Source organism: Streptomyces sp. NPDC104581 (assembly GCF_055583685.1).
In genome coordinates this window covers 1-19,178 of sequence record NZ_JBVJNN010000070.1, presented here as the reverse complement: position 1 = coordinate 19,178, position 19,178 = coordinate 1, and the positions used below count along the sequence as shown (strand labels likewise).

The 19,178-nt window shown below is 71.1% G+C and carries 15 protein-coding genes; 5 read left to right on the top strand and 10 right to left on the bottom strand.

The genetic code is table 11. The features are described from left to right. Nucleotides 1-201 precede the first annotated feature (201 nt). The gene (locus ACZ61E_RS31675) at nucleotides 202-1,971 is read right to left on the bottom strand and encodes a discoidin domain-containing protein (RefSeq protein WP_469703765.1); all 1,770 of its coding nucleotides are present in this window, start codon (nucleotides 1,969-1,971) and stop codon (nucleotides 202-204) included. 148 nt (nucleotides 1,972-2,119) lie between these two features. Further along, nucleotides 2,120-3,217 (bottom strand): DUF1996 domain-containing protein, encoded by a 1,098-nt coding sequence (locus tag ACZ61E_RS31670; protein WP_469703764.1) that lies wholly within the window; start codon nucleotides 3,215-3,217, stop codon nucleotides 2,120-2,122. Nucleotides 3,218-3,585: 368 nt separating this feature from the next. Between ACZ61E_RS31670 and gndA the strand changes: the two genes are divergently transcribed. Then, on the top strand, nucleotides 3,586-5,025 hold the full coding sequence (gndA, locus tag ACZ61E_RS31665) for an NADP-dependent phosphogluconate dehydrogenase (RefSeq protein WP_469703763.1): 1,440 nt from the start codon (nucleotides 3,586-3,588) through the stop codon (nucleotides 5,023-5,025). 773 nt (nucleotides 5,026-5,798) lie between these two features. Here the strand turns inward: gndA and ACZ61E_RS31660 are convergent. Both ACZ61E_RS31660 and bglX read right to left on the bottom strand, forming a co-directional pair. Continuing rightward, complete coding sequence (locus tag ACZ61E_RS31660; protein WP_469703761.1) at nucleotides 5,799-6,152, bottom strand: GNAT family N-acetyltransferase; 354 nt, start codon at nucleotides 6,150-6,152, stop codon at nucleotides 5,799-5,801. Nucleotides 6,153-6,324: 172 nt separating this feature from the next. Next, nucleotides 6,325-8,451, bottom strand: coding sequence for a beta-glucosidase BglX (bglX, locus tag ACZ61E_RS31655; protein ID WP_469703769.1), 2,127 nt, complete (start codon nucleotides 8,449-8,451; stop codon nucleotides 6,325-6,327). A gap of 342 nt (nucleotides 8,452-8,793) precedes the next feature. On the opposite strand from bglX, the gene ACZ61E_RS31650 reads away from it, so the two are divergent. Further along, a complete protein-coding gene (locus tag ACZ61E_RS31650) occupies nucleotides 8,794-9,216 on the top strand; it encodes a DUF350 domain-containing protein (protein ID WP_469703760.1) in 423 nt (140 codons plus the stop codon). Between the two features lie 64 nt (nucleotides 9,217-9,280). On the opposite strand, the gene ACZ61E_RS31645 is transcribed toward ACZ61E_RS31650, so the two are convergent. Further along, complete coding sequence (locus ACZ61E_RS31645; RefSeq protein ID WP_469703758.1) at nucleotides 9,281-9,937, bottom strand: 4'-phosphopantetheinyl transferase family protein; 657 nt, start codon at nucleotides 9,935-9,937, stop codon at nucleotides 9,281-9,283. Beyond that, entirely contained in the window at nucleotides 9,934-10,872 is a 939-nt protein-coding gene (locus ACZ61E_RS31640; protein ID WP_469703757.1) for a metallophosphoesterase family protein, read from the bottom strand. The genes ACZ61E_RS31645 and ACZ61E_RS31640 overlap by 4 nt, the downstream gene beginning before the upstream one ends. A 192-nt stretch (nucleotides 10,873-11,064) precedes the next feature. Between ACZ61E_RS31640 and ACZ61E_RS31635 the strand changes: the two genes are divergently transcribed. Beyond that, complete coding sequence (locus tag ACZ61E_RS31635) at nucleotides 11,065-11,502, top strand: VOC family protein (RefSeq protein ID WP_469703767.1); 438 nt, start codon at nucleotides 11,065-11,067, stop codon at nucleotides 11,500-11,502. 419 nt (nucleotides 11,503-11,921) lie between these two features. Continuing rightward, nucleotides 11,922-12,770, top strand: coding sequence for a 2-oxo acid dehydrogenase subunit E2 (locus tag ACZ61E_RS31630; protein ID WP_469703755.1), 849 nt, complete (start codon nucleotides 11,922-11,924; stop codon nucleotides 12,768-12,770). 38 nt (nucleotides 12,771-12,808) lie between these two features. Here ACZ61E_RS31630 and ACZ61E_RS31625 read toward each other — a convergent pair whose 3' ends face one another. The 4 genes from ACZ61E_RS31625 to ACZ61E_RS31610 are packed head-to-tail and all read right to left on the bottom strand — an operon-like array spanning nucleotide 12,809 to nucleotide 16,374. Continuing rightward, a complete protein-coding gene (locus tag ACZ61E_RS31625) occupies nucleotides 12,809-14,035 on the bottom strand; it encodes a 2-oxo acid dehydrogenase subunit E2 (RefSeq protein ID WP_469703753.1) in 1,227 nt (408 codons plus the stop codon). Next, nucleotides 14,028-15,032 (bottom strand): alpha-ketoacid dehydrogenase subunit beta, encoded by a 1,005-nt coding sequence (locus ACZ61E_RS31620; RefSeq protein WP_469703752.1) that lies wholly within the window; start codon nucleotides 15,030-15,032, stop codon nucleotides 14,028-14,030. The genes ACZ61E_RS31625 and ACZ61E_RS31620 overlap by 8 nt, the downstream gene beginning before the upstream one ends. Beyond that, nucleotides 15,023-16,102: a thiamine pyrophosphate-dependent dehydrogenase E1 component subunit alpha gene (locus tag ACZ61E_RS31615; protein ID WP_469703750.1), complete on the bottom strand. Its 1,080-nt coding sequence runs from the start codon at nucleotides 16,100-16,102 to the stop codon at nucleotides 15,023-15,025. The genes ACZ61E_RS31620 and ACZ61E_RS31615 overlap by 10 nt, the downstream gene beginning before the upstream one ends. Then, on the bottom strand, nucleotides 16,099-16,374 hold the full coding sequence (locus ACZ61E_RS31610) for an acyl carrier protein (RefSeq protein WP_469703749.1): 276 nt from the start codon (nucleotides 16,372-16,374) through the stop codon (nucleotides 16,099-16,101). Before ACZ61E_RS31610 ends, ACZ61E_RS31615 begins: the two co-directional genes overlap by 4 nt. A 347-nt stretch (nucleotides 16,375-16,721) precedes the next feature. Between ACZ61E_RS31610 and ACZ61E_RS31605 the strand changes: the two genes are divergently transcribed. Continuing rightward, on the top strand, nucleotides 16,722-19,178 hold a 2,457-nt coding region (locus ACZ61E_RS31605; protein ID WP_469703748.1), incomplete at its 3' end, for a type I polyketide synthase.

Here is a 19,178-nt window from a genome sequence, read left to right as displayed (position 1 = left end):
CCCCCCCACCCCCCCCCCCCCACCCCCCCCACCCCCCCCCCCCCCGCCCCCCCCCCCCCCCCCCCCCCCCTCCCCACCCCCCCCCCCCCCCCCCCCCCCCCCCCCCCCCCCACCGCGCCGCCGGCGGGGTGGGCGCGGCACGGCGGGAGTGGCGGGCCGTGGGTGCCGGGCCGGAGACGGCCGGACACCCACGGCCGGCGGTCAGCTGTAGACGCCGAACTCGTAGAGCGAGTAGCCCCACGCGGTGCCGCGTTCGGTCGCGTTGACCCGTACGTAGCGGCCCTCGCCGTTGACCGCGATGTCGTCGATCCCGCCGTCGCCGCCGGTGACGGTCCGCACCGTGTTCCAGTCCTGCCCGTTGTCGGACGTCTGGATGGTGTAGCTCTTGCCGTACGCGGCCTCCCAGGCGAGCTGTACGTGTTTGAACGCGGTGCGCGCGCCCAGGTCCACCTGGATCCACTGCGGGTCGGCCCACTCGCTGGCCCACCGGCTGCCGAAGTCGCCGTCCACGGCGCTGGCCGCCGGGCAGGGGCAGCCGACACTGTCGGGCTGGAAGGACGACGCGGTGGCCGGCTTGCCCCTGGCCACGTTGGTGCCGTCGACGGGCGGCGGCACGACCTTGAAGGACTTGGTCTCGATCCCCACGTTGCCCTTGCCGTCGGTCGCCTTGATGTACACCTTCCACACGCCGAGCTTGTCGGGCGCGGTCACGGTGAAGTCCCCGTTGCCCTCGGCGGTGAACCGGGCGGGTGTCAACTGCCCGCTGTTGTCGATGTACTTGCTGTTGACCAGCACCTCGTAGCCCAGGGGGTCACCCTCGGGGTCGGTCACGTCCGAGGTGACCTTGAACGGACGTCCGGCCGGAACGGACGTGGCACCGTCGACGGCCATGTCCGAGATCACCGGCGGCTTGTTGTCACCCGCGGTGCTCCTGCCGTACGCCTCCTTCACCGCGTAGTACGAGAGGCGCTTCTGACCCGCGGGCAGCAGGTTGAACCAGACGCCGCCGAAGTCGTACTCGGTGCCGTAGTGGAAGAGCGTCGCCCCGAGCGCGACGCCTTCGTGGCCCGTGACGCAGTCCCAGGCGTCCTTGTACCCCTGGGCCTTCGCCGTGTCGGCGGGCTCCGAGGCCACGCCGTTGACGTCGTCGTCCACCTCCCACTCACCGGCGGGGCCGCCCTCGGTGACGATGTAGGGCTTCGTGTAGCCGCCGGCGTTCCAGGTCTCCTCGATGTTGCACACGTCGGCGTAGGAGTTGACCGCGTACAGGTCGAGGTCGGGCGAGTTGCGCTGGTAGTAGGGCCACGCGCCGGTCCAGGCGTCGGTGGAGGTGACCGGGTGGTTCGGGTCGACGGCGTGGATCTTCTTGGCGATGTCGTTGACGAAGGTGGTGTACGCGTTGCGCTGCTGCTCCAGCGCGTCGCCGCTGTAGCAGTTCTGGAGGCCGAGTACGGACTCGTTCCCGACGTTCCACATCAGCACACCCGGGTGGTCCTTGTAGGTCTCCACCCACCTCGGGAACTCGGCGAGCATGTCGTTCTTGTACTGCGTGTCGGTGAGGTAGTTGACGCAGCCGCCGCTGCCGGGACCGCCGCCGGGCTGGAGCCAGAAACCGGCGATGACCTTGATGCCGTTGGCGGCTGCCGAGTCGAGGAGGGGCTTGGTGGTGCCGTCGGTGCCCCAGGTCCGGACGGTGTTGACGCCCATGGAGGCCACGTCGGGCATGTACGTGTCGGCGTCGGCGACGGACGGGCCCCAGGTCAGGCCCTTGACCTGGTACGGCGCTCCGTCGACGGTCAGCTGCCAGGCGCCCTGGGAGCCGGTGACCTTGACGACGCTGCCCGCGGCGTGAGCGGGCTGGGCGGCCGGGAGGGTCACGGCGAAGGCGGCGAGGAGTGCGGTGGCGGCGACCGACGCCAGCGTGCGCGGCCGGCCGGGCGCGGATCTCGGAAGGAGTCGTGAATCGCTCATGAGTCACCTGTGGGGAGAGTGCGGGCGGGGATACGGGAAGCGCGAAACGGAGCAGGAGCGGGAGAGCGCTCTCCCGTCAGGGCGGAGTGCACCCCGGCGGGAGAGCGGTGCCGGTCAGGACGGCGGGTCGGTCAGGACGGTGGGACGGTCAGGGCAGTTCGTAGTCCTCGTTCAGAGCCGCGCCGGCCTGTGGGTTGTTCTGGTCGTAGCCCCGCGCGTCGCACTGGAGGCCGCCGACGACGCAGTGGTTGACCATGGCGGCCAGCGTGGCGTTGTCCCAGGCGTTGAAGAAGTCGTAGTGGAACGAGTGCCCCGTCCCGCTGGCGAGTCTCACCTTGGACATGTCCCCGTTCACCGGCCACGCCATCTTGAACTCGATCATCGGCAGCGCCACCGGGTGCGACGCCGGGCAGACGTCCTGGTTGGCGCCCTGAACGCGCGGATAGGCCATGTGACTCTTGTGGTCCGGGGTGTCCAGATACTTCCCGTCCCAGCAACTGGGCGCCTGGAAACGCAGGTTGAGCTGGACATCACGGGTGGCCGGGCAACTGGCCGGGATCTCGGTGTTGTTGTACGACTCACCGCACTCCCAGCCCTCCACCCAGCCCGGGTGGTCACGGAACTCCGCGGCCGTCTGGGTGGGGCTGCCGACGACGAACCGCAGCCCCTTCGGGAACGGCCGGACGGTCCGGTAGTCGGTGACTCCCGCCTTGTAGTAGATGGTCTGCGGACCCACGGGCCGTACCGGCTGGTCGTCGTTGAGCAGCGTCGGCATCCAGTACGCGGACCGGTCGCCCGGCGCCTTGCACGCGGTGGTGCCGGCGTCCAGCGACGCCGTGGTGCTGTTGGCGTCGGTGGTCCGGTTGCCCATGAAGGTGTGGTCGTGCGACGCGCCCGGCTGTCCCGGGTAGACGATCGGGTCGTCCGGCCTGGTGTGGGTGGCGTCGCAGTTCGCCTGGAACTCGTGGAAGTAGCGGTGCGGCGGGATCTCGTCCGACGGTTCGACGCCGGTGACCGGCGGGTTCGCCGGTATGTAGCCGTCGCCGTCGGGGTCGTCGCCCGAGGGTACGGGGACGGCCGGTGGCATCTTGTGTCCCGCGTGGGACGCGGCCGTGGTGCCGCGGTCGTTCTTGGGGTCGGCGGTTGCGGTGTCCGTGATCGCGGTCAGCCCCATGGCCACCAGGGCCAGGGCGGTGAACACGAGCAGCGCGGACACCAGGGTGGTTCTGCGGAGTCGTTCGGCCATGCGGACCTCCATGCCGCTCTTCGTCCGCATACGCGTCGTATGCGGTGGGGGGAGAGAGTGGTACTGGACGGTGCACCGCGGAGAGCGGCCCCCTGATCCGGGACCGTCGGGAAACACCCGGGATCACTGCGGGAGAGCGCTCTCCAAAGCCAGGCCAGTGTTACGCCGCCGCTGAGAGAGTGTCAAGAGTTGGTGAACGACGGTCCGCGTCGGCACCCCTTCCGCCCAAGAGGTGAACGGTCGCGACGCGTCCGCCCCGTAATGCGACAGAATGCGGGCGGCTTGAAGATCGATGAACAGCCCCGTCCGGCGCCGCGTACCTCCACCGCCGGACGAGGTACATCCGACGGAGACCCAGGAGCACACGCATGAGTGGTACTGCCCAGATCGGCGTCACCGGGCTCGCGGTGATGGGCCGCAATCTCGCCCGCAACTTCGCCCGCAACGGTTTCACCGTCGCCCTGCACAACCGCACGGCGTCGAAGACCCACGCCCTGGTGGACGAGTTCGGCGAGGAGGGCGCCTTCGTGCCCGCGGACTCCGCGGAGGAGTTCGTCGCGGCGCTGGAGCGCCCGCGCCGTCTCGTCATCATGGTCAAGGCCGGCGACGCCACCGACGCCGTCATCGAGGAGTTCGCCCCGCTGCTCGAAGAGGGCGACGTCATCATCGACGGCGGCAACGCGCACTTCGCCGACACCCGCCGCCGGGAGAAGGAGCTGCGCGAGCGCGGCATCCACTTCGTCGGCGTCGGCATCTCCGGCGGAGAGGAGGGCGCGCTGCACGGGCCGAGCATCATGCCCGGCGGTTCGAAGGAGAGCTACGCCTCGCTCGGCCCGCTCCTGGAGCGCATCGCGGCGAAGGCGCCGGACGACACCCCGACGGTGGCCCACATCGGCCCCGACGGCGCCGGACACTTCGTCAAGATGGTGCACAACGGCATCGAGTACGCCGACATGCAGCTCATCGCGGAGGCGTACCACCTGCTGCGCGCGGTCGCCGGCTACTCCCCCGAGAAGATCGCCGAGACGTTCCGGACGTGGAACACGGGGCGTCTCGACTCGTATCTGATCGAGATCACGGCCGAGGTGCTGGCCCATCAGGACGCCGCGACGGGGAAGCCGTTCGTCGACGTCGTCGTCGACCAGGCGGAGCAGAAGGGCACCGGCCGCTGGACGGTGCAGATCGCCCTCGATCTCGGTGTGCCGGTCTCCGGCATCGCCGAGGCGGTCTTCGCGCGCTCGCTCTCCGGGCACGCCGCGCTGCGGGACGTCTCGCAGACGCTGCCGGGCCCGGCGGCGACCGCGCTGAGCGAGGACGAGGCGGCGCGTTTCGCGGACCGGGTGGAGCAGGCGCTGTACGCGTCGAAGATCGTGTCGTACACGCAGGGCTTCCACCAGATCCAGGCGGGCAGCGAGGAGTACGGCTGGAACATCGACCTCGGGTCCGTCGCCGCGATCTGGCGCGCGGGCTGCATCATCCGCGCGGCGTTCCTGGACCGGATCCGGGGCGCGTACGACGCGCAGCGCGATCTGCCGAGCCTGCTGGCCGACAAGCAGTTCGCCGAGGAGATCGGCGCGGCGCAGGACGACTGGCGCGAGGTGATCGCGACGGCGGTACGGCAGGGTGTACCGACGCCGGGCTTCGCGGCGGCGCTCTCGTACTACGACGCGCTGCGCGCCGAGCGGCTGCCGGCGGCGCTCACGCAGGGTCAGCGTGACTTCTTCGGCGCGCACACCTACCGGCGCACGGACCGCGAGGGCTCGTTCCACACGCTGTGGGGCGGGGACCGCTCCGAGGTGTCCGGCTGACCCGGCCGCGCTCGCCCTCTGTCGGGGGGGGGGGGGGGGGGGGGGGGGGGGGGGGGGGGGGGGGGGGGCAAGGGGGGGGGGGGGGGGGGGGGGGGGGGGGGGGGGGGGGAGGGGGGGGGGGGGGGGCACACCCCCCCCCCCCCCCCCCCCCCCCCCCCCCCCCCCCCTCCCCCCCCCCCCCCCCCTCCCCCCCCCCCGCCCCCCCCCCCCCCCCCCCCCCCCCCCCCGACAGAGGGCACCCACCTGGGCGTTCCCCAGACCCTGTCTTCGAACTGGCGTCTGGCTCACGGCACCTGGCACGCGCCCTCGCCGCCGTTGCCGGAAGCCGCCCGAGTACCACCGGTACGAGGTCGGTCCGCCGCCTCGCGAGCGCACGCACCGGACGCCGTGGGCCCCGCCCTGCGGGCGGACGACGCCAGTCCGAAGACAGGACCTAGCCGAGCGGGCCGGGCGCCGGTTCCGGGTCGGGGACAGGGTCCGGGCCGGGCGGGCTGGGGATCGGGTCCGGTGCCGGGCCGGGCGGCGGCCCGGGGACGGGCGCGGGGCCCGGTACCGGTCCGGGCGCCGGACCCGGTTCGGGGCCGGGCGGCCCCGGCGGCGGGGTGGGCGAGGGCGGTACGGGGTCCGGATACGGGTGGGTCATGCCAGTCCTCCAAGAGTACGGACTCGTGCTTTCCCAATGTCTCCCGATGCACGTGCCCACGCGCGCCGGGTCCACTCATGATCGCTCCGCACCACCGGCATCCGGGCGGACCGGCGCTGCCGCTCCGGCCTCACCGGCGCCCGGAGTCCGCCTTGAGCCGGGCCCGCGCGGCGCGGACCGTGTCCTCGGACGGGGCCGGGGCGACGGCCGCCTCGTCCGGGTGCCGCCGCGTCCAGCTGGCCGCGTACGGGCACAGCGGCACGACGGGCACGCCCTCGCGGGCCGCCGTCGCGTAGAACTCCCTCACCAGCGCGCCGGCGATGCCCTTGCCCTCGTGGCCCTGCTCCACGACGGTGTGCACGGCCACGAGCGCGGCGGGCGCGCCGGCCAGGACGAAGTAGGCGATGACGCCGACGAGCTCGTCGCCCTCGAACGCCTCGAACCTGCCCCGCGCCCGGTCGTCGCGGATGTCGGTCTCTGTCATGCGGGAGTCTCCCTGGTCGTGGTCGCCGGGCGCCCCCAGGGGCTGTCCGGGGCGCTCTGCCCGCACGCGAGAGGGACCCGCCGCACCATCGTCCGGCGGGTCCCTCCGTGAGGCAAGCTAGCGCCACGGGAGCGTGCCCGCGGTCTCTCCGGGCACCGCTCCCGGGCGGGCCTCAGACGATCGTGAGCGTGTCCTTGGCGGTGGCCGTCGAGTCGGCGCCGACGATGATGTCGACCGTGCCCTCCTCCACCACGAACCGGCCGTCCGGGTCATTGGTCCAGAAGCCGAAGTCCGCCGCGCCGAGGCTGAAGCGCACGGTCGTGGACTCCCCGGCCGCGACGCTCACCCGGCTGAATCCGCGCAGCCGCCGGACCGGCTGGACGATGCTCGCGACCGGGTCGTGCAGGTAGAGCTGGACGACTTCGTCCCCGTCCCGCCCGCCGGTGTTGCGTACGGTGACGGCGACCTCCACCGTGTCGCCGTCGCGCAGGGCCCGCGCGCCGATCGAGCTCCGGCTGAGCACGGGCTCGGAGATGGCGAAGGTCGTGTAGCTCAGCCCGTGGCCGAACGGGTAGCGCGGGCCGTCCGCCACGTCCAGGTAACGGGAGACATAACGCTGGTCGGGGTCCGCCGGGTCGTAGGGGCGGCCGGTCCGCTCGTGGTTGTAGTGGACCGGGAGCTGGCCGACCGTCCGGGGGAAGGACGACGGGAGCCGGCCGCCGGGGTCGACGTCCCCGAACAGCACGTCGGCGATCGCGTTCCCGGCCTCCATGCCGGGGTGCCACGCCTCCAGCACCGCCGGGGCGTCGTCGACCCAGCCGCCGAGGGCGAGCGGACGGCCGTTCACGAGGACGACCACGTACGGCTTGCCGGTGGCCGCGACCGCCGCGATCAACTCCTCCTGCCGGCCCGGCAGTCCGATGTCGCTGCGCGAGTTCGCCTCGCCGCTGATGTCCGGGCTCTCCCCCACGACGACCACGGTGACGTCGGCGGCCCGCGCCGCCTCGACGGCGTCCGGGAGCGTGCCGGTGTCCCGGCCGGCGGCGTCGGTGCCGAGGGCATGGGTGACGGTGGCGTCCGGGAGGGCGGCCCGTACGGCGTCGAGCACCGTGACCGACCGGAACTTCTCCGCGCCGGGCCCCGCCCAGGTGCCCTGGAGGTCGTCGGAGTCGGCGAACGGCCCGACGACGGCGAGTGAGCGGACCGTCCTCGCGAGCGGCAGCGTGCCGGCCTCGTTCCTGAGCAGCACCATGGAGCGCGCGGCGGCCGTACGTGCCGCCGACCGGGCCTCGGGCGTCGGCCCGGCGATCTCGGCCTGTTCGGGGACGTAGGGGTCGTCGAAGAGTCCGAGCCGGAATTTGACGCGCAGGACACGGGTGACCGCGTCGTCGAGCCGGGCGGCGTCGATCCGCCCCTCGCTCAGCAACTTCCGTCCGTGGTCCACGACATGGGTGCTGACCATCTCCATGTCGACACCGGCGCCCAGCGCGAGCCGGGCCGCGTCCTCGCCGTCGGCGGCGAATCCGTGCGGGATCAGCTCCTGGACCCCGGACCAGTCGCTGACGACGAAGCCGTCGAATCCCCAGTCCTCCTTGAGGATCCGGGTGAGCGTGTGCTCGTTGCCGTGTGCGGGAACTCCGCTGATGGTGTTGAACGCGGCCATGACCGTGGCGACGCGGGCGTCCACGGCCGCCTTGAACGGCGGCAGGTAGTGGTTGCGCAGCCGGGCCTCGGACACGTCGACGGTGTTGTAGTCCCGGCCGCCCTCGGCCCCGCCGTACGCGACGTAGTGCTTGGCGCAGGCGGCGATACGGTCCTTCGCCCTGAGGTCGTCGCCCTGGTATCCGCGCACCTTGGCCGCCGCCAGCACACCGTTCAGATAGGGGTCCTCACCACCGGACTCGGCGATACGGCCCCAGCGGGGCTCGCTGGTGACGTCCATCATCGGCGCGAACGTCCAGTGCACTCCGTTGGACCGCGCCTCGGCCGCCGAGACCGACGCGTCCAGCTCGGACACGGCCGGATCGAAGCTCGCCGCCTGCGCGAGGGGGATCGGGAAGGTGGTCCAGAAGCCGTGGATGATGTCGAGACCGAAGATCAGCGGGATGCCGAGCCGGGACTCCTCGACGGCGATCCGCTGGAGCGCGTTGCTCTCCCTGGCTCCGTGGATGTTCAGCACGGAGCCCAACAGGCCCGCGCGGGCGGCCTCTTCGGCCTCCCGGGTCTGGGTGCCGCCGGGGCCGGTGGCGCCCGCCCAGGCGAGCTGCTGGAGCTGGCCGAGCTTCTCCTCGTCGGTCATCCCGGCGAGCAGTCCGGCGACGGGACGGTCGTAGGGATCGTCTCCGGCCGGCGGGGTGTCCGGGGAGTTGACGGGGGTGGCGGCTTGCACGACGGGGGTCCTTTCGGTGGCGGGCGCGGCGCCGCCGGGCGGGGCGCGACGCGCGTGCCGGCGCGGGTGCCGCGACGGCGGTCGCACCGATCGTAGTAAGGAGGGCGCGCCGCCCGTCCGGTGAGCGTCCGGCAACGGTCAGGGCGCGGTTCGGCCGCGGTTCCCGGCTCTCCCTCACGGCCCGCTCCCCGTGCGATACATTTTGCGACGCCTTTGCCACGATCATCTTCAGCAGCGGAGACGGGCTTCTCAATGAACGACATAGTCAACGGACTTGGCCGGGCCGGCGCCTACGGCGGGCTCGGTGTGGTCCTTCTGATCCTCGGTATCGTCCTCGTCGACGTGCTGACGCCGGGGAAGCTCGGGAAGCAGATCTGGGAGGAACGGAACCGCAACGCCGCGCTCCTGCTCAGCTCGGCGCTCCTGGGTATCGGCGGCATCGTCTTCACGTCCATCTGGACGACTTACGACGACTTCGGCAAGGGCCTGGCGTCCACGGCCGCGTTCGGGTTGCTCGGCCTCGTGATGATGGCCGTGGCGTTCCTGGTCGTGGACCTGGTGACCCCGGGCAAGCTCGGCGCGACGCTGGTCGAGGCGGAGCCGCACCCCGCGGTGTGGGTGACGGCGTCGTGCAACATCGCGGTGTCGGCGATCGTGTCGGCGTCGATCGCCTGAGAGCGCCGTGCGCGGGTGCCGGACGGGCCGCCCGCGCGGCCCCGCCCGGCGCTCCTGACCGCCCCTACGCCGGGACCGTGACGGACGTCAGCACGATGCCGTCGTCCGACAGCCAGCGGCCGTCGAACGTGTGCAGCGTCCGGCCCCCGGCCCGCGCCGGCCCGGCGAGGAGACGCGCCGTGAAGGTTCCTCCCGCCGGGTCGAAGACGAGCCGGGCCTCCTCGAACTCCAGGAAGCGCCTGGTCAGCGGAAACCACGCCTTGTATACCGACTCCTTGGCGCTGAACAGCAGCCGGTCCCAGGCGACGCCGGGCGCGGAGACCAGGAGTTCCTTCACCGCGATCTGCTCGTCGGGCAGCGCCACCGCTTCGAGGACGCCCTCGGGGAGCGGCAGCGCCGGCTCGGCGTCGACACCGATCGCGGCCACCCGCGCGGGGCGGGCCACCACGGCCGCGCGGTAGCCCGCGCAGTGCGTGATGCTGCCGACCACGTCCTCGGGCCACAGCGGCGCGCCGCGCTCCCCGGTGAGGATCGCCCCCGCCGGGGCGCCCAGCCGTGCCAGGGCCTGGCGGGCGCAGTGCCGGGCGGTGGTGAACTCGTTGCGGCGCTGCGCCACGGCGGACTTCACCAGCAGCTCCTCCTCGGGGAAGAGCGTGGCCCCGGGGACGTCTCCGTACGCCTCGGCCGTCTGCGCCTCGGCGGGCACGATCCGCTCGATCATCTCGCCACCCCCGCCTCGCCGCGGACCGGCAGCGGCAGAATCTGCACGGGCCTGCCCGGTTCCTGGGCGCGCCGTCCCCACTCCCTCGGGTAGCCGAGCGAGACCTCCTGATGAGGTATGCCGTCGCACCACATGAGCCGGGGTATGTGCAGATGCCCGTACACGACCGAGGCGGCCCGGAACCTGCGCGGCCAGTCGGCCGAGCCCTCCGTGCCGCACCAGAGCGCGAACTCCGGCCGCCACAGCACGTTCGTGGGTTCGCGCACGATCGGCCAGTGGTTGATCAGGACGGTGGGCAGCTCGGGCGGGATCTCCATGAGCCGGCGCTCGGTGGCCGCGAGCCTGGCGCGGCACCACGCCTCCCTGCTGGGGTAGGGGTCGGGGTGGAGCAGGAACTCGTCCGTGCAGACGACACCGGCGGCCTCGGCCACGGCGAGGGCCGATTCCTTGGAGTACGTCCCGGCGGGCCGGAAGGAGTAGTCGTACAGGAGGAACAGCGGCGCGATCACGGCGGGGCCGCCCTCGCCCTCCCAGACCGGGTAGGGGTCCTCGGGCGTGACGACGCCCATCTCCCGGCAGAGCTCGACCAGATGGCGGTACTTGGCGTCGCCCCTGAGCTTGACCGGGTCGTCGGGGGCGGTCCACAGCTCGTGGTTGCCCGGCACCCAGATGACCTTCGCGAACCGCTCGCTCAGCGTGCGCAAGGTCCATTCGATGTCGGACACCAGCTCGCCGATGTCACCGGCCACCAGGAGCCAGTCGTTCTCCGACTCGGGCCACAGGGATTCGGTGATCTTCCGGTTCTCGGGGTAACGGATGTGCAGATCGCTCGTCGCGACGAGCCGGCCGGGCCTCGCCGGGAAAGTGGCGGGCTCCGCGAGGGAAGGCACGGTGGCGGCCGGAGGGGGCGACGCGCCGCGTATCTCATAGGTCATCGGTAATCGCTCCGAACTCGGCGTGCCCGCAAGTAGCGCATTCGACAAGAATTGGGTAAGCGTCCGCGCCGATCAACCCCTACTCCCCCGCTGCTCCCCGTCGGCCCGGCTCCGTGGCGTGCGGACGGCGCTGTCGGTGCCGCCCGATACGATTCGCACACACGAACGAGGAGACGTGACGGAGGAGGCATGGTGGCGACCGGATGGAGTCTGACGATCGACTGCGCGCATCCCGCGAAGCTGGCGGATTTCTGGGCGCTCGCCCTCGGGTACACGGAGAAGCCGCCACCCACCGGTTTCGCCACCTGGGAGGCGTGGCTCAGGCACTTCGGGGTTCCGGAGGAGGAGTGGGACGACGGCGCGTATCTCGCCGATCCGGACGGCGTGGGCCCGGCCCTGTCCTTCCTGAAGGTCCCGGAGTCGAAGGTGGTCAAGAACCGGCTGCATCTGGACATCCAGGTCGGGGGCGGCCGGGACATCCCGTGGGAGACCCGGTGGCCACGGGTCCTGGCCGCGGTCGATCGGCTGACGGCGGCGGGAGCGACGGTGATACGGGAACACCGGTCGCAGGGCCGGCCGGACCATATGGAAATGGCGGATCCGGAGGGGCACGAGTTCTGCCTTGTCTGATTCCTTACGGACCAGCGGCACTCGGCCATGATTTAAGAGGCTTTTTAGCTTCGGACGCGAGTATCCGAATCGACCATCGGAGGAACTTGCGTGAATGCCATCGACGACTTCACCGCCCTGACCCGCGACAAGCCCGGCCCGACGGCGCCCGCGTTCGGACAACATACCGGGTGCGGCGGTCCGGGGCATGTGGTGAGAGTGGCGTCGTCCGCCCGGAGGGCGGGGCTCACGGCGCCCGGTGCGCACGATCGCGAGACGGAGGATCGCCCTCGTACCGCGCGTACTCGGGCGACTCCGACAACACGGCGAGCGTGCGCGCCAGACGCCGTGAGCCCAACGGGACTTGCACCACACGCCCCGGGGGCGGATCGGCCGGAGACCGGCGCCCCGGCGGGCACGCACAGGGCAATGGCGCGGCGATGAGCGCGACAGCCTTCCACCCCGAGCGCCGCCACACTCTCTACCTCTGTGAGGAGAACCGCGCGGCGGCGGCCGCGTTCCTCGACACCGAGGTCGACATGAGCAGGGTCCAGCAGCACCGGATCAGCGCCCGCCAGGCTCCGAAGGCATACTCCGTCGTCGCCTACGTCATGCACGCCGTCGGCCGGGTCCTCAGCAACCATCCGGAGGTCAATGCGGCGATCCGCGGCCGGATGCGTCCCCGCGTCGCGCGGTACTCGATGGTCAGCGGGAAGCTCACCCTGGACTCGTCGCTGAACGGCCGACGGGTCGTGCTCTCGACCGTCATACCGTCCCTGGACGACGCCTCGCTCGACACCATCCAGGAACAGGTGAACCACTTCCGGGGCGGCGATCCCGACACCATGCCCGAGTACGCGCGCATACGCGCCCTTCACCGGCTGCCCACCCCTCTGGGCCGGGCGCTGTTCAAGCTGAGGACCCGGTCGCTGCGGCACCGCCCGGAGCTGATCGGCACGGTCGCCATCACCTCGCTCGGTCACCGAGCCGTGGACAGTTTCCACTTCGTCGGAGGCACCGCCGTCACCGTCGGTGTGGGCAGGGTCGTGGACCGCGCGGTCGTCCGCGGGGGCGAGGTGACGGTGGCGCCGATGATGCGGCTGAGCCTGGCCGTCGACCACCGCATCGTCGACAGCGCGGAAGCGGCCGACGTGCTCACCGAACTCAAGAGCAGGCTGGAGGCGTTCACACCGGACTACGCACCAGCCGGGTACGGAGCGTTCGACCGCGGTGCGATCGGTCACGGCGCGCCCGGTCACGGCGCGGAGACGCGGCTGCGGTCCCTCTGAGCACCGGGACGGACCGCAGCCGGTCGGCTGACGCCGTGTCACGCCTCCCCGAGGAGCTTCTCCGGTGACTGGAGCAGCGCCTTGACCCGCTGGAGGAACAGCACGGCGTCACGGCCGTTGAGGAGCCGGTGGTCGTAGGCGAGGCCCACATTGGCCACGGTCCGCGCGGTCACGGCTCCGTCGGAGTCCAGGAACAGCTCCTGCTGCGGGCCGGCGAGAGCGAGCGCGCACGCCTGTCCGGGGAAGACGAACGGCACCGCCGCCACCACGTCGAGGTCGTTGTGCAGGGTGACCGTGATGTTGCCGCCCGACAGCTCCGACTCCCGGAAGGTGCCCGTCATGACGGTGCGCCGGAAGCCCGAAACCGCCTCGACGATCTCCTCGAACGTCAGATCCGACGCCCGCTCCACCACGGGCACGAACAGTCCCTGGCCGACATCCATCGTGACACCCACATGGGCGGCCTCGGCCAGTTCCACCGTGCGGGAGTCGGCGAGGCGCGCGAAGACCAGCGGGAAGGCCCGGTACGAGCGGGCGACGGCCGAGAGCAGCAGCTCCGGCAGACCGACCAGTCGGCGGAGCCGCTTGCCCTCTCGCGCCGCCAGGGTCTGGGCCCGGGTGACATCCACCTTCACCACGGTGTACGCGGCGGGAATCGTCTGATGTGACGTCAGCACACTTCGCCCGACGGCCTGTTGAACGGGCGCCAGCGCCTGCGACAGGGTGGGGACAGTGCCCTTCGCGGAGTGCGTGGCGGCGGTCGGTGGCTCCGTGGCGGGTGTCGGGGCCGACTCGCCCTCCGCGCCACGCGCCGCCGCCCCGGTGGGCGCCGGGCCCGCGAGGCGCTCGACGTCCGTCCGCCTGACGACCTTCAGCCCCCAGCCCCGGACCTGCTCCTCGCCGATCCCCCACTCCGTCATCAGCACCTGTGCCGGCTTGGTGATCGTCACGCCGGCGGGAGACGAATCGCCCCCCGGAACAGCATCGGCTGACGACGCCACCACAGGGGCCGGGGACGCCTCCACGGTCTCGCCGGGGGCGAGCAGATGCCCGATGACATCACCGGGAGCACAGACCGACCCGGCCTCCAGCGACTGACGCAGAACACCCTCGGCCGCGGACTCCAGCTCCTCCGCCGCCTTCGAGGTCTCCACCACGGCCACCGGATCGCCCTCGCCGACCGGCTTGCCCTCATCGACCAGCCACTCGACGAGTGTGTACTCGGTGTCGTTGTTGTTCAGCTTGGGCACACGGATCTCAGTCACGCAGGGCCTCCACAACCGCTTGCCTAATCGTGTCTCCGCTCACCAGAACGCGCTCCTCCAGATGGGCGGCGCTCGGAATGACGCTGTCCGCGGAGTGGACGAGCCGTACCGGACGGCGCAGCGTGCCCCACAGCCGCTGGTGCAACTGCTGCGCCACCTCCGCGCCCCAGGTGCCGCCGGACGTGCCCTCCTCGGCCACACAGATCACATCGGCCGCGCCCAGCGTGGCGAGCAGCGGCTCCGCCGCGAAGGGGTAGAGACGGGTCGGCACCAGCAGCAGCGCCGTGATCTCCTCCTCGACCAGCAAGTCGCGCACCGCCTCACAGGCCCGGTGCGCCATGCCGCCGGCCGCGATCAGCACGACGTCGTACTCGTCGGGGTCATCGACGAACACCCGTGCCACGTCCGGCGCTTGAGGATGCCGGTCGAAGGACAGCAGGTCGTCGACGTGGCCGTCCGTGAACATCCGGCTCGTGTAGAGCACCTTGTCCTCGAACAGCATCGCGGGCTCCTCCCGCTCCACGATCTCCGACAGCAACTCGTAGGAGTCCCGGAACGGGGAGAGTTCGTAGAGCGACAGGCCGGGCGCGCCGATGAAGTGTTTCTGGAGGCTCTGACTGTGGGTCGCCCCGTAGCCGCGCCGGCCGCCCATCGGACAGCGAGCCACCAGCGGCATCGGCACCCGGCGCCCGTACATCGACACCGACTTGCTCGCGAAGTTGACGATCTGGTCGAAGGCGAGCGCGACGAAGTCGCCGAACATGATCTCGACGATCGCCACGTCACCCGCGAGTGCCAGCCCCGCGCCCGCCCCGACGATCCCCGACTCGCTGATGGGCGTGGTGAGGACACGGTCCGGGAAGCTGTCGCTCAGGCCCTTGGTGACCTTGAACGCTCCCCCGTACGGGTCGGCGATGTCCTCCCCGAGGACATACGCCCGGGGCTCCGCCTCCAGCAGTGTGTGAAGCGACTGGTTGAGGTTCTCGGCTACGCGCATGCGCCACTCCACACCGCCGGCGGCCGTCCGGAGACGTCCCGCGCGATCTCGTCCACCTCGGCCCTGACCTTGCCGTCCCAGCTCTCGAAGTGCTCGGGGAAAGCGGCGCCGTAGAGCCGGTACCAGTCGTGCTCCCGCGCGTGCGCCAGCTGCTCACGCGTCCGGGTGTCGTCCCCCTTGCTGTGCGGTCCGACCCGATGCGTGACGAACTCGACCACCAGCGGGCTGCGTTGCTCCCGCACCTCGCGCACCAGTGGCGCCAGGCCGGCACGGACGGCGTTCACGTCCAGCGAGGCGACCCGCTGGTAGCGGATCCCGAAGGCGGCGGCCCGGCCCTCGATGGTGCCGGCCATGTTCGACTCGACGGGGGTCGACTGGGCGATGCCGTTGTGCTCCACGGCCACCAGCAGCGGCACCCGCCAGAGCTGGGCCATGTTCAGCGCCTCGTACACCGCGCCCTCGCCCCATGTGCCGTCACCGATGAACGCACAGACGAGCCCGCCCGGGTCGGCTCGCAGCTGATGCAGTCCCGCTCCGACGGCCACCGGGAGGCTCTGGCCCTGTACGCCGGTGGAGAGGTAGCGGTCACGCAGGATGTGCTGGCTGCCGCCGACACCCGAGCACACGGCCCCCTCGCGCCCCATGATCTCGGCGAGCAGACCGGCCGGGTCGCGGAACCGGGAGAGGTAGTGGCCATGGCCCCGGTGATTGCTGAAAACGAAGTCGCGGTCCTCCAGCAGGGGACTCAGCGACACCGGCACGTACTCCTGTCCCAGACAGGTGTGGGTGGTGCCGTTCAGCTCGCCCTGCCCGAAGAGGTCGAGCAGTTTGCGCTCGAAGTGCCGGATGAGCAGGAGCAGTTCGAGGTCGTCGTCCGCCAGCTCGGTGAGCGGACCGACCGCCGTCAGGTCGGCGTTCCCGGTCGGGTTCGCGTCCGTGGTCGTGGTGGCGGTCGCGTCGGTGTTCGTTGGCGCGTCCGTGTTCCTGGTCGCGGTCACGTCGGTGCTGGTGCCCGTGGCGGTCTCGGTGTCCTTCTTCGTGCCAGGTGTCTCGACGGAGACATCGGTCATCGGGAGTCCGCCTCCGGGTCCATCTCCAGGATGGATTTGGCGAGTTGGTCGATCGTCCGCGTCTCGATGAACGTTTCCAGCGGTACGTCGACACCGATCTCCCGCTGAATGCGCATCGCGATCTCGATGATGAGGATCGAACGGGTCCCCAGGTCGGGGAGATCCGTGTCAACCGTGAGTCCGTCGCAATCCACCTGGTGTGTATCCAGGACGTCACGCCAGATGGCGAGCAATCGCTGAGGAAGGGGCACGGACGTGGAGGTGCTGGTCATGGTGGAGAACTTCCTGTATGCGGGACGAATTCATTCGCATGCGTCGCACCTGCGGCGCGCACCCTACCCGGCCTCACCTTGTCCACGTCCGCTAAAGCCCAGCTAAGAACGGTGGAAGCCCGCCCGGAGCAGGGGTTCGACGGACGGAACGGACTCTTAGGTCCGCTTTAGTCCGCGTGCTTAGCGTCAAGCCGCTTGTACGGATCAAGTAGCGCCCTCCTGCGTACCGGGACCCCGTTCACCGTCACTTGCCGCTCCTCGCCCGAACTACGCAGGCGGCGCAGGCCGATTTCCTGTGCGGCTCGAAATCGGGCCCGCCAACGCTGTGAAAGGGCGGACGGTAGCGGATGAGTATCAGCACCGAGGACAAACTTCGCGACTACCTGAAGCGCGTCACAGCCGACCTCCGCCGCACACGGCAACGACTCGACGCCGCCGTGTCGGGAGAGCAGGAACCCATCGCCATCGTCGGCGTGGCGTGCCGCTTCCCCGGCGGTGTCGCCTCCCCCGAGGACCTGTGGCGAGTCCTGGCCGACGGTGTCGACACCGTCTCCACGTTCCCGACCGACCGCGGCTGGGATCTGGAGCGCGCCGTCGGCGAGTCCGAGACGCTGCGTCCCGAAGGCCGTGAACCGCAGGGCGCCTTCCTCGACGACATCGCCGGATTCGACGCCGAGTTCTTCAACATCTCGCCGCGCGAGGCGCTGGCCATGGATCCCCAGCAGCGGGTCATCCTGGAGATCGCCTGGGAGGCGGTGGAGCACGCACGCATCGAGCCGCGCTCGCTGCGCGGTGGGCGTACGGGTGTGTTCATCGGGGCCACCCACCAGGACTACGGCCCCCGGCTGAGTGAGCCGGCCGAAGGCGTCCAGGGCCACCTGATGACGGGCAGCCTGCCGAGCGTCATCTCCGGGCGGGTGGCCTTCACGCTGGGCCTGGAGGGCCCGGCCGTAACGGTGGACACCGCGTGCTCGTCGTCGCTGACGGCGCTGCATCTCGCGTGCCAGTCCCTGCGGCAGAGCGAGTGCGACCTCGCCCTGGCGGGCGGCGTCACCCTCATGGCCACGCCCGGCATGCTGGTCGACTTCGACTACCAGGGTGGTCTGGCACCGGACGGCCGGTGCAAGGCGTTCTCCGACGGGGCGGACGGCACGGGGCTCGCGGAGGGTGCCGGAGTCGTACTCGTGGAGCGGCTGTCGGACGCCGTACGGAACGGGCACGAGATCCTCGCGGTGGTACGGGGCTCTGCGGTCAACCAGGACGGTGCGTCGAACGGGCTGTCGGCGCCGAACGGCCCTTCGCAGCAGCGGGTGATCCGTCAGGCGCTGGCGAACGCCGGTCTGTCGGTGGCGGACGTGGACGCGGTGGAGGCGCACGGGACGGGTACGACGCTGGGTGACCCGATCGAGGCACAGGCGTTGCTCGCGACGTACGGTCGGGACCGGCCGGAGGGCGCTCCGCTGTGGCTGGGATCGCTGAAGTCGAACATCGGGCACACGCAGGCGGCCGCCGGTGTCGCCGGTGTGATCAAGATGGTGCTGGCGATGCGGGAGGGTGTGCTCCCGCGCACCCTGCACGCGGATGAGCCGTCATCACACATCGACTGGTCCTCGGAGACGGTTCGGCTGCTGGGAGAGAACACTCCCTGGCCGGAGGGCGAGGGCAGGCCGAGGCGAGCGGGTGTCTCGGCCTTCGGTATCAGCGGGACGAACGCGCACGTCATTCTGGAGCAGGCCCCGGCAGCTGAAATCACGGAGTCCGAGACCGAGTCCGGCCCTGGGGCCGGGTCGGGTGTGGTGGTGTGGCCGGTGTCGGGTCATACCGCTGACGCGCTGGAGGCGCAGGCGTCGCGGCTGCACGCGCATCTGACCGCGTATCCGGAGATCACGGCCGGGCAGGTGGCGCATGCACTGACCACGACGCGTACGGCTCTCAGCCATCGGGGTGCGGTGGTCGGCACCGAGCGGGTGGAGTTGCTGGAGGGGCTGGCGGCGCTGGCCGAGGGGGCTCCCAGTGCGCATGTGGTCAGCGGGGTGACACGGCCGCAGGGCAAGACGGTGTTCGTCTTCCCCGGCCAGGGCGCCCAATGGCCCCTCATGACCGCCGACCTCCTCTCGACGGAACCCGTCTACGCCCAGTCCATCGAAGCCTGCGCGAGGGCCCTGGACCCGTATGTGGACTGGTCCTTGCGTGATGTTCTGAACGACCCGACCGGGGCGCTGCTGGAGCGTGTGGACGTCGTCCAGCCCGCCCTGTTCGCCGTCATGGTGTCGCTGGCCCGGTTGTGGGAGCACCACGGCACCCGTGCAGACGCTGTCATCGGTCACTCACAGGGCGAGATCGCCGCCGCGCACATCGCCGGCGCGCTGAGCCTGGAGGATGCGGCGAAGATCGTCGCGCTGCGGAGCAAGGCCCTGACCTCGCTGACCGGGCGGGGCACGATGGCCTCGGTCACCCTGCCCCACGAACAAGTCGCCGAACAGATCGCCGGATACGGCAGTCTGTCGGTCGCGGTCATCAACTCCCCGACGCATACGGTGATCTCCGGCACCACCGAGGACATCCACACCTACCTCGACCAGTGCACCGCCGCCGATGTCCAGACCAGGCTGCTGCCCGTCGACTACGCCTCCCACAGCCCCCACGTCGAAGCACTCAAAGAACAACTCCTGACCGTCCTCGCCGACATCACCCCCCAGACCGCCCAGATCCCGTTCCACTCCACCACCCACCCCACCCACGGGCCCACCGACACCACCACCCTGACCAGCACCTACTGGTACGACAACCTCCGCCAACCCGTC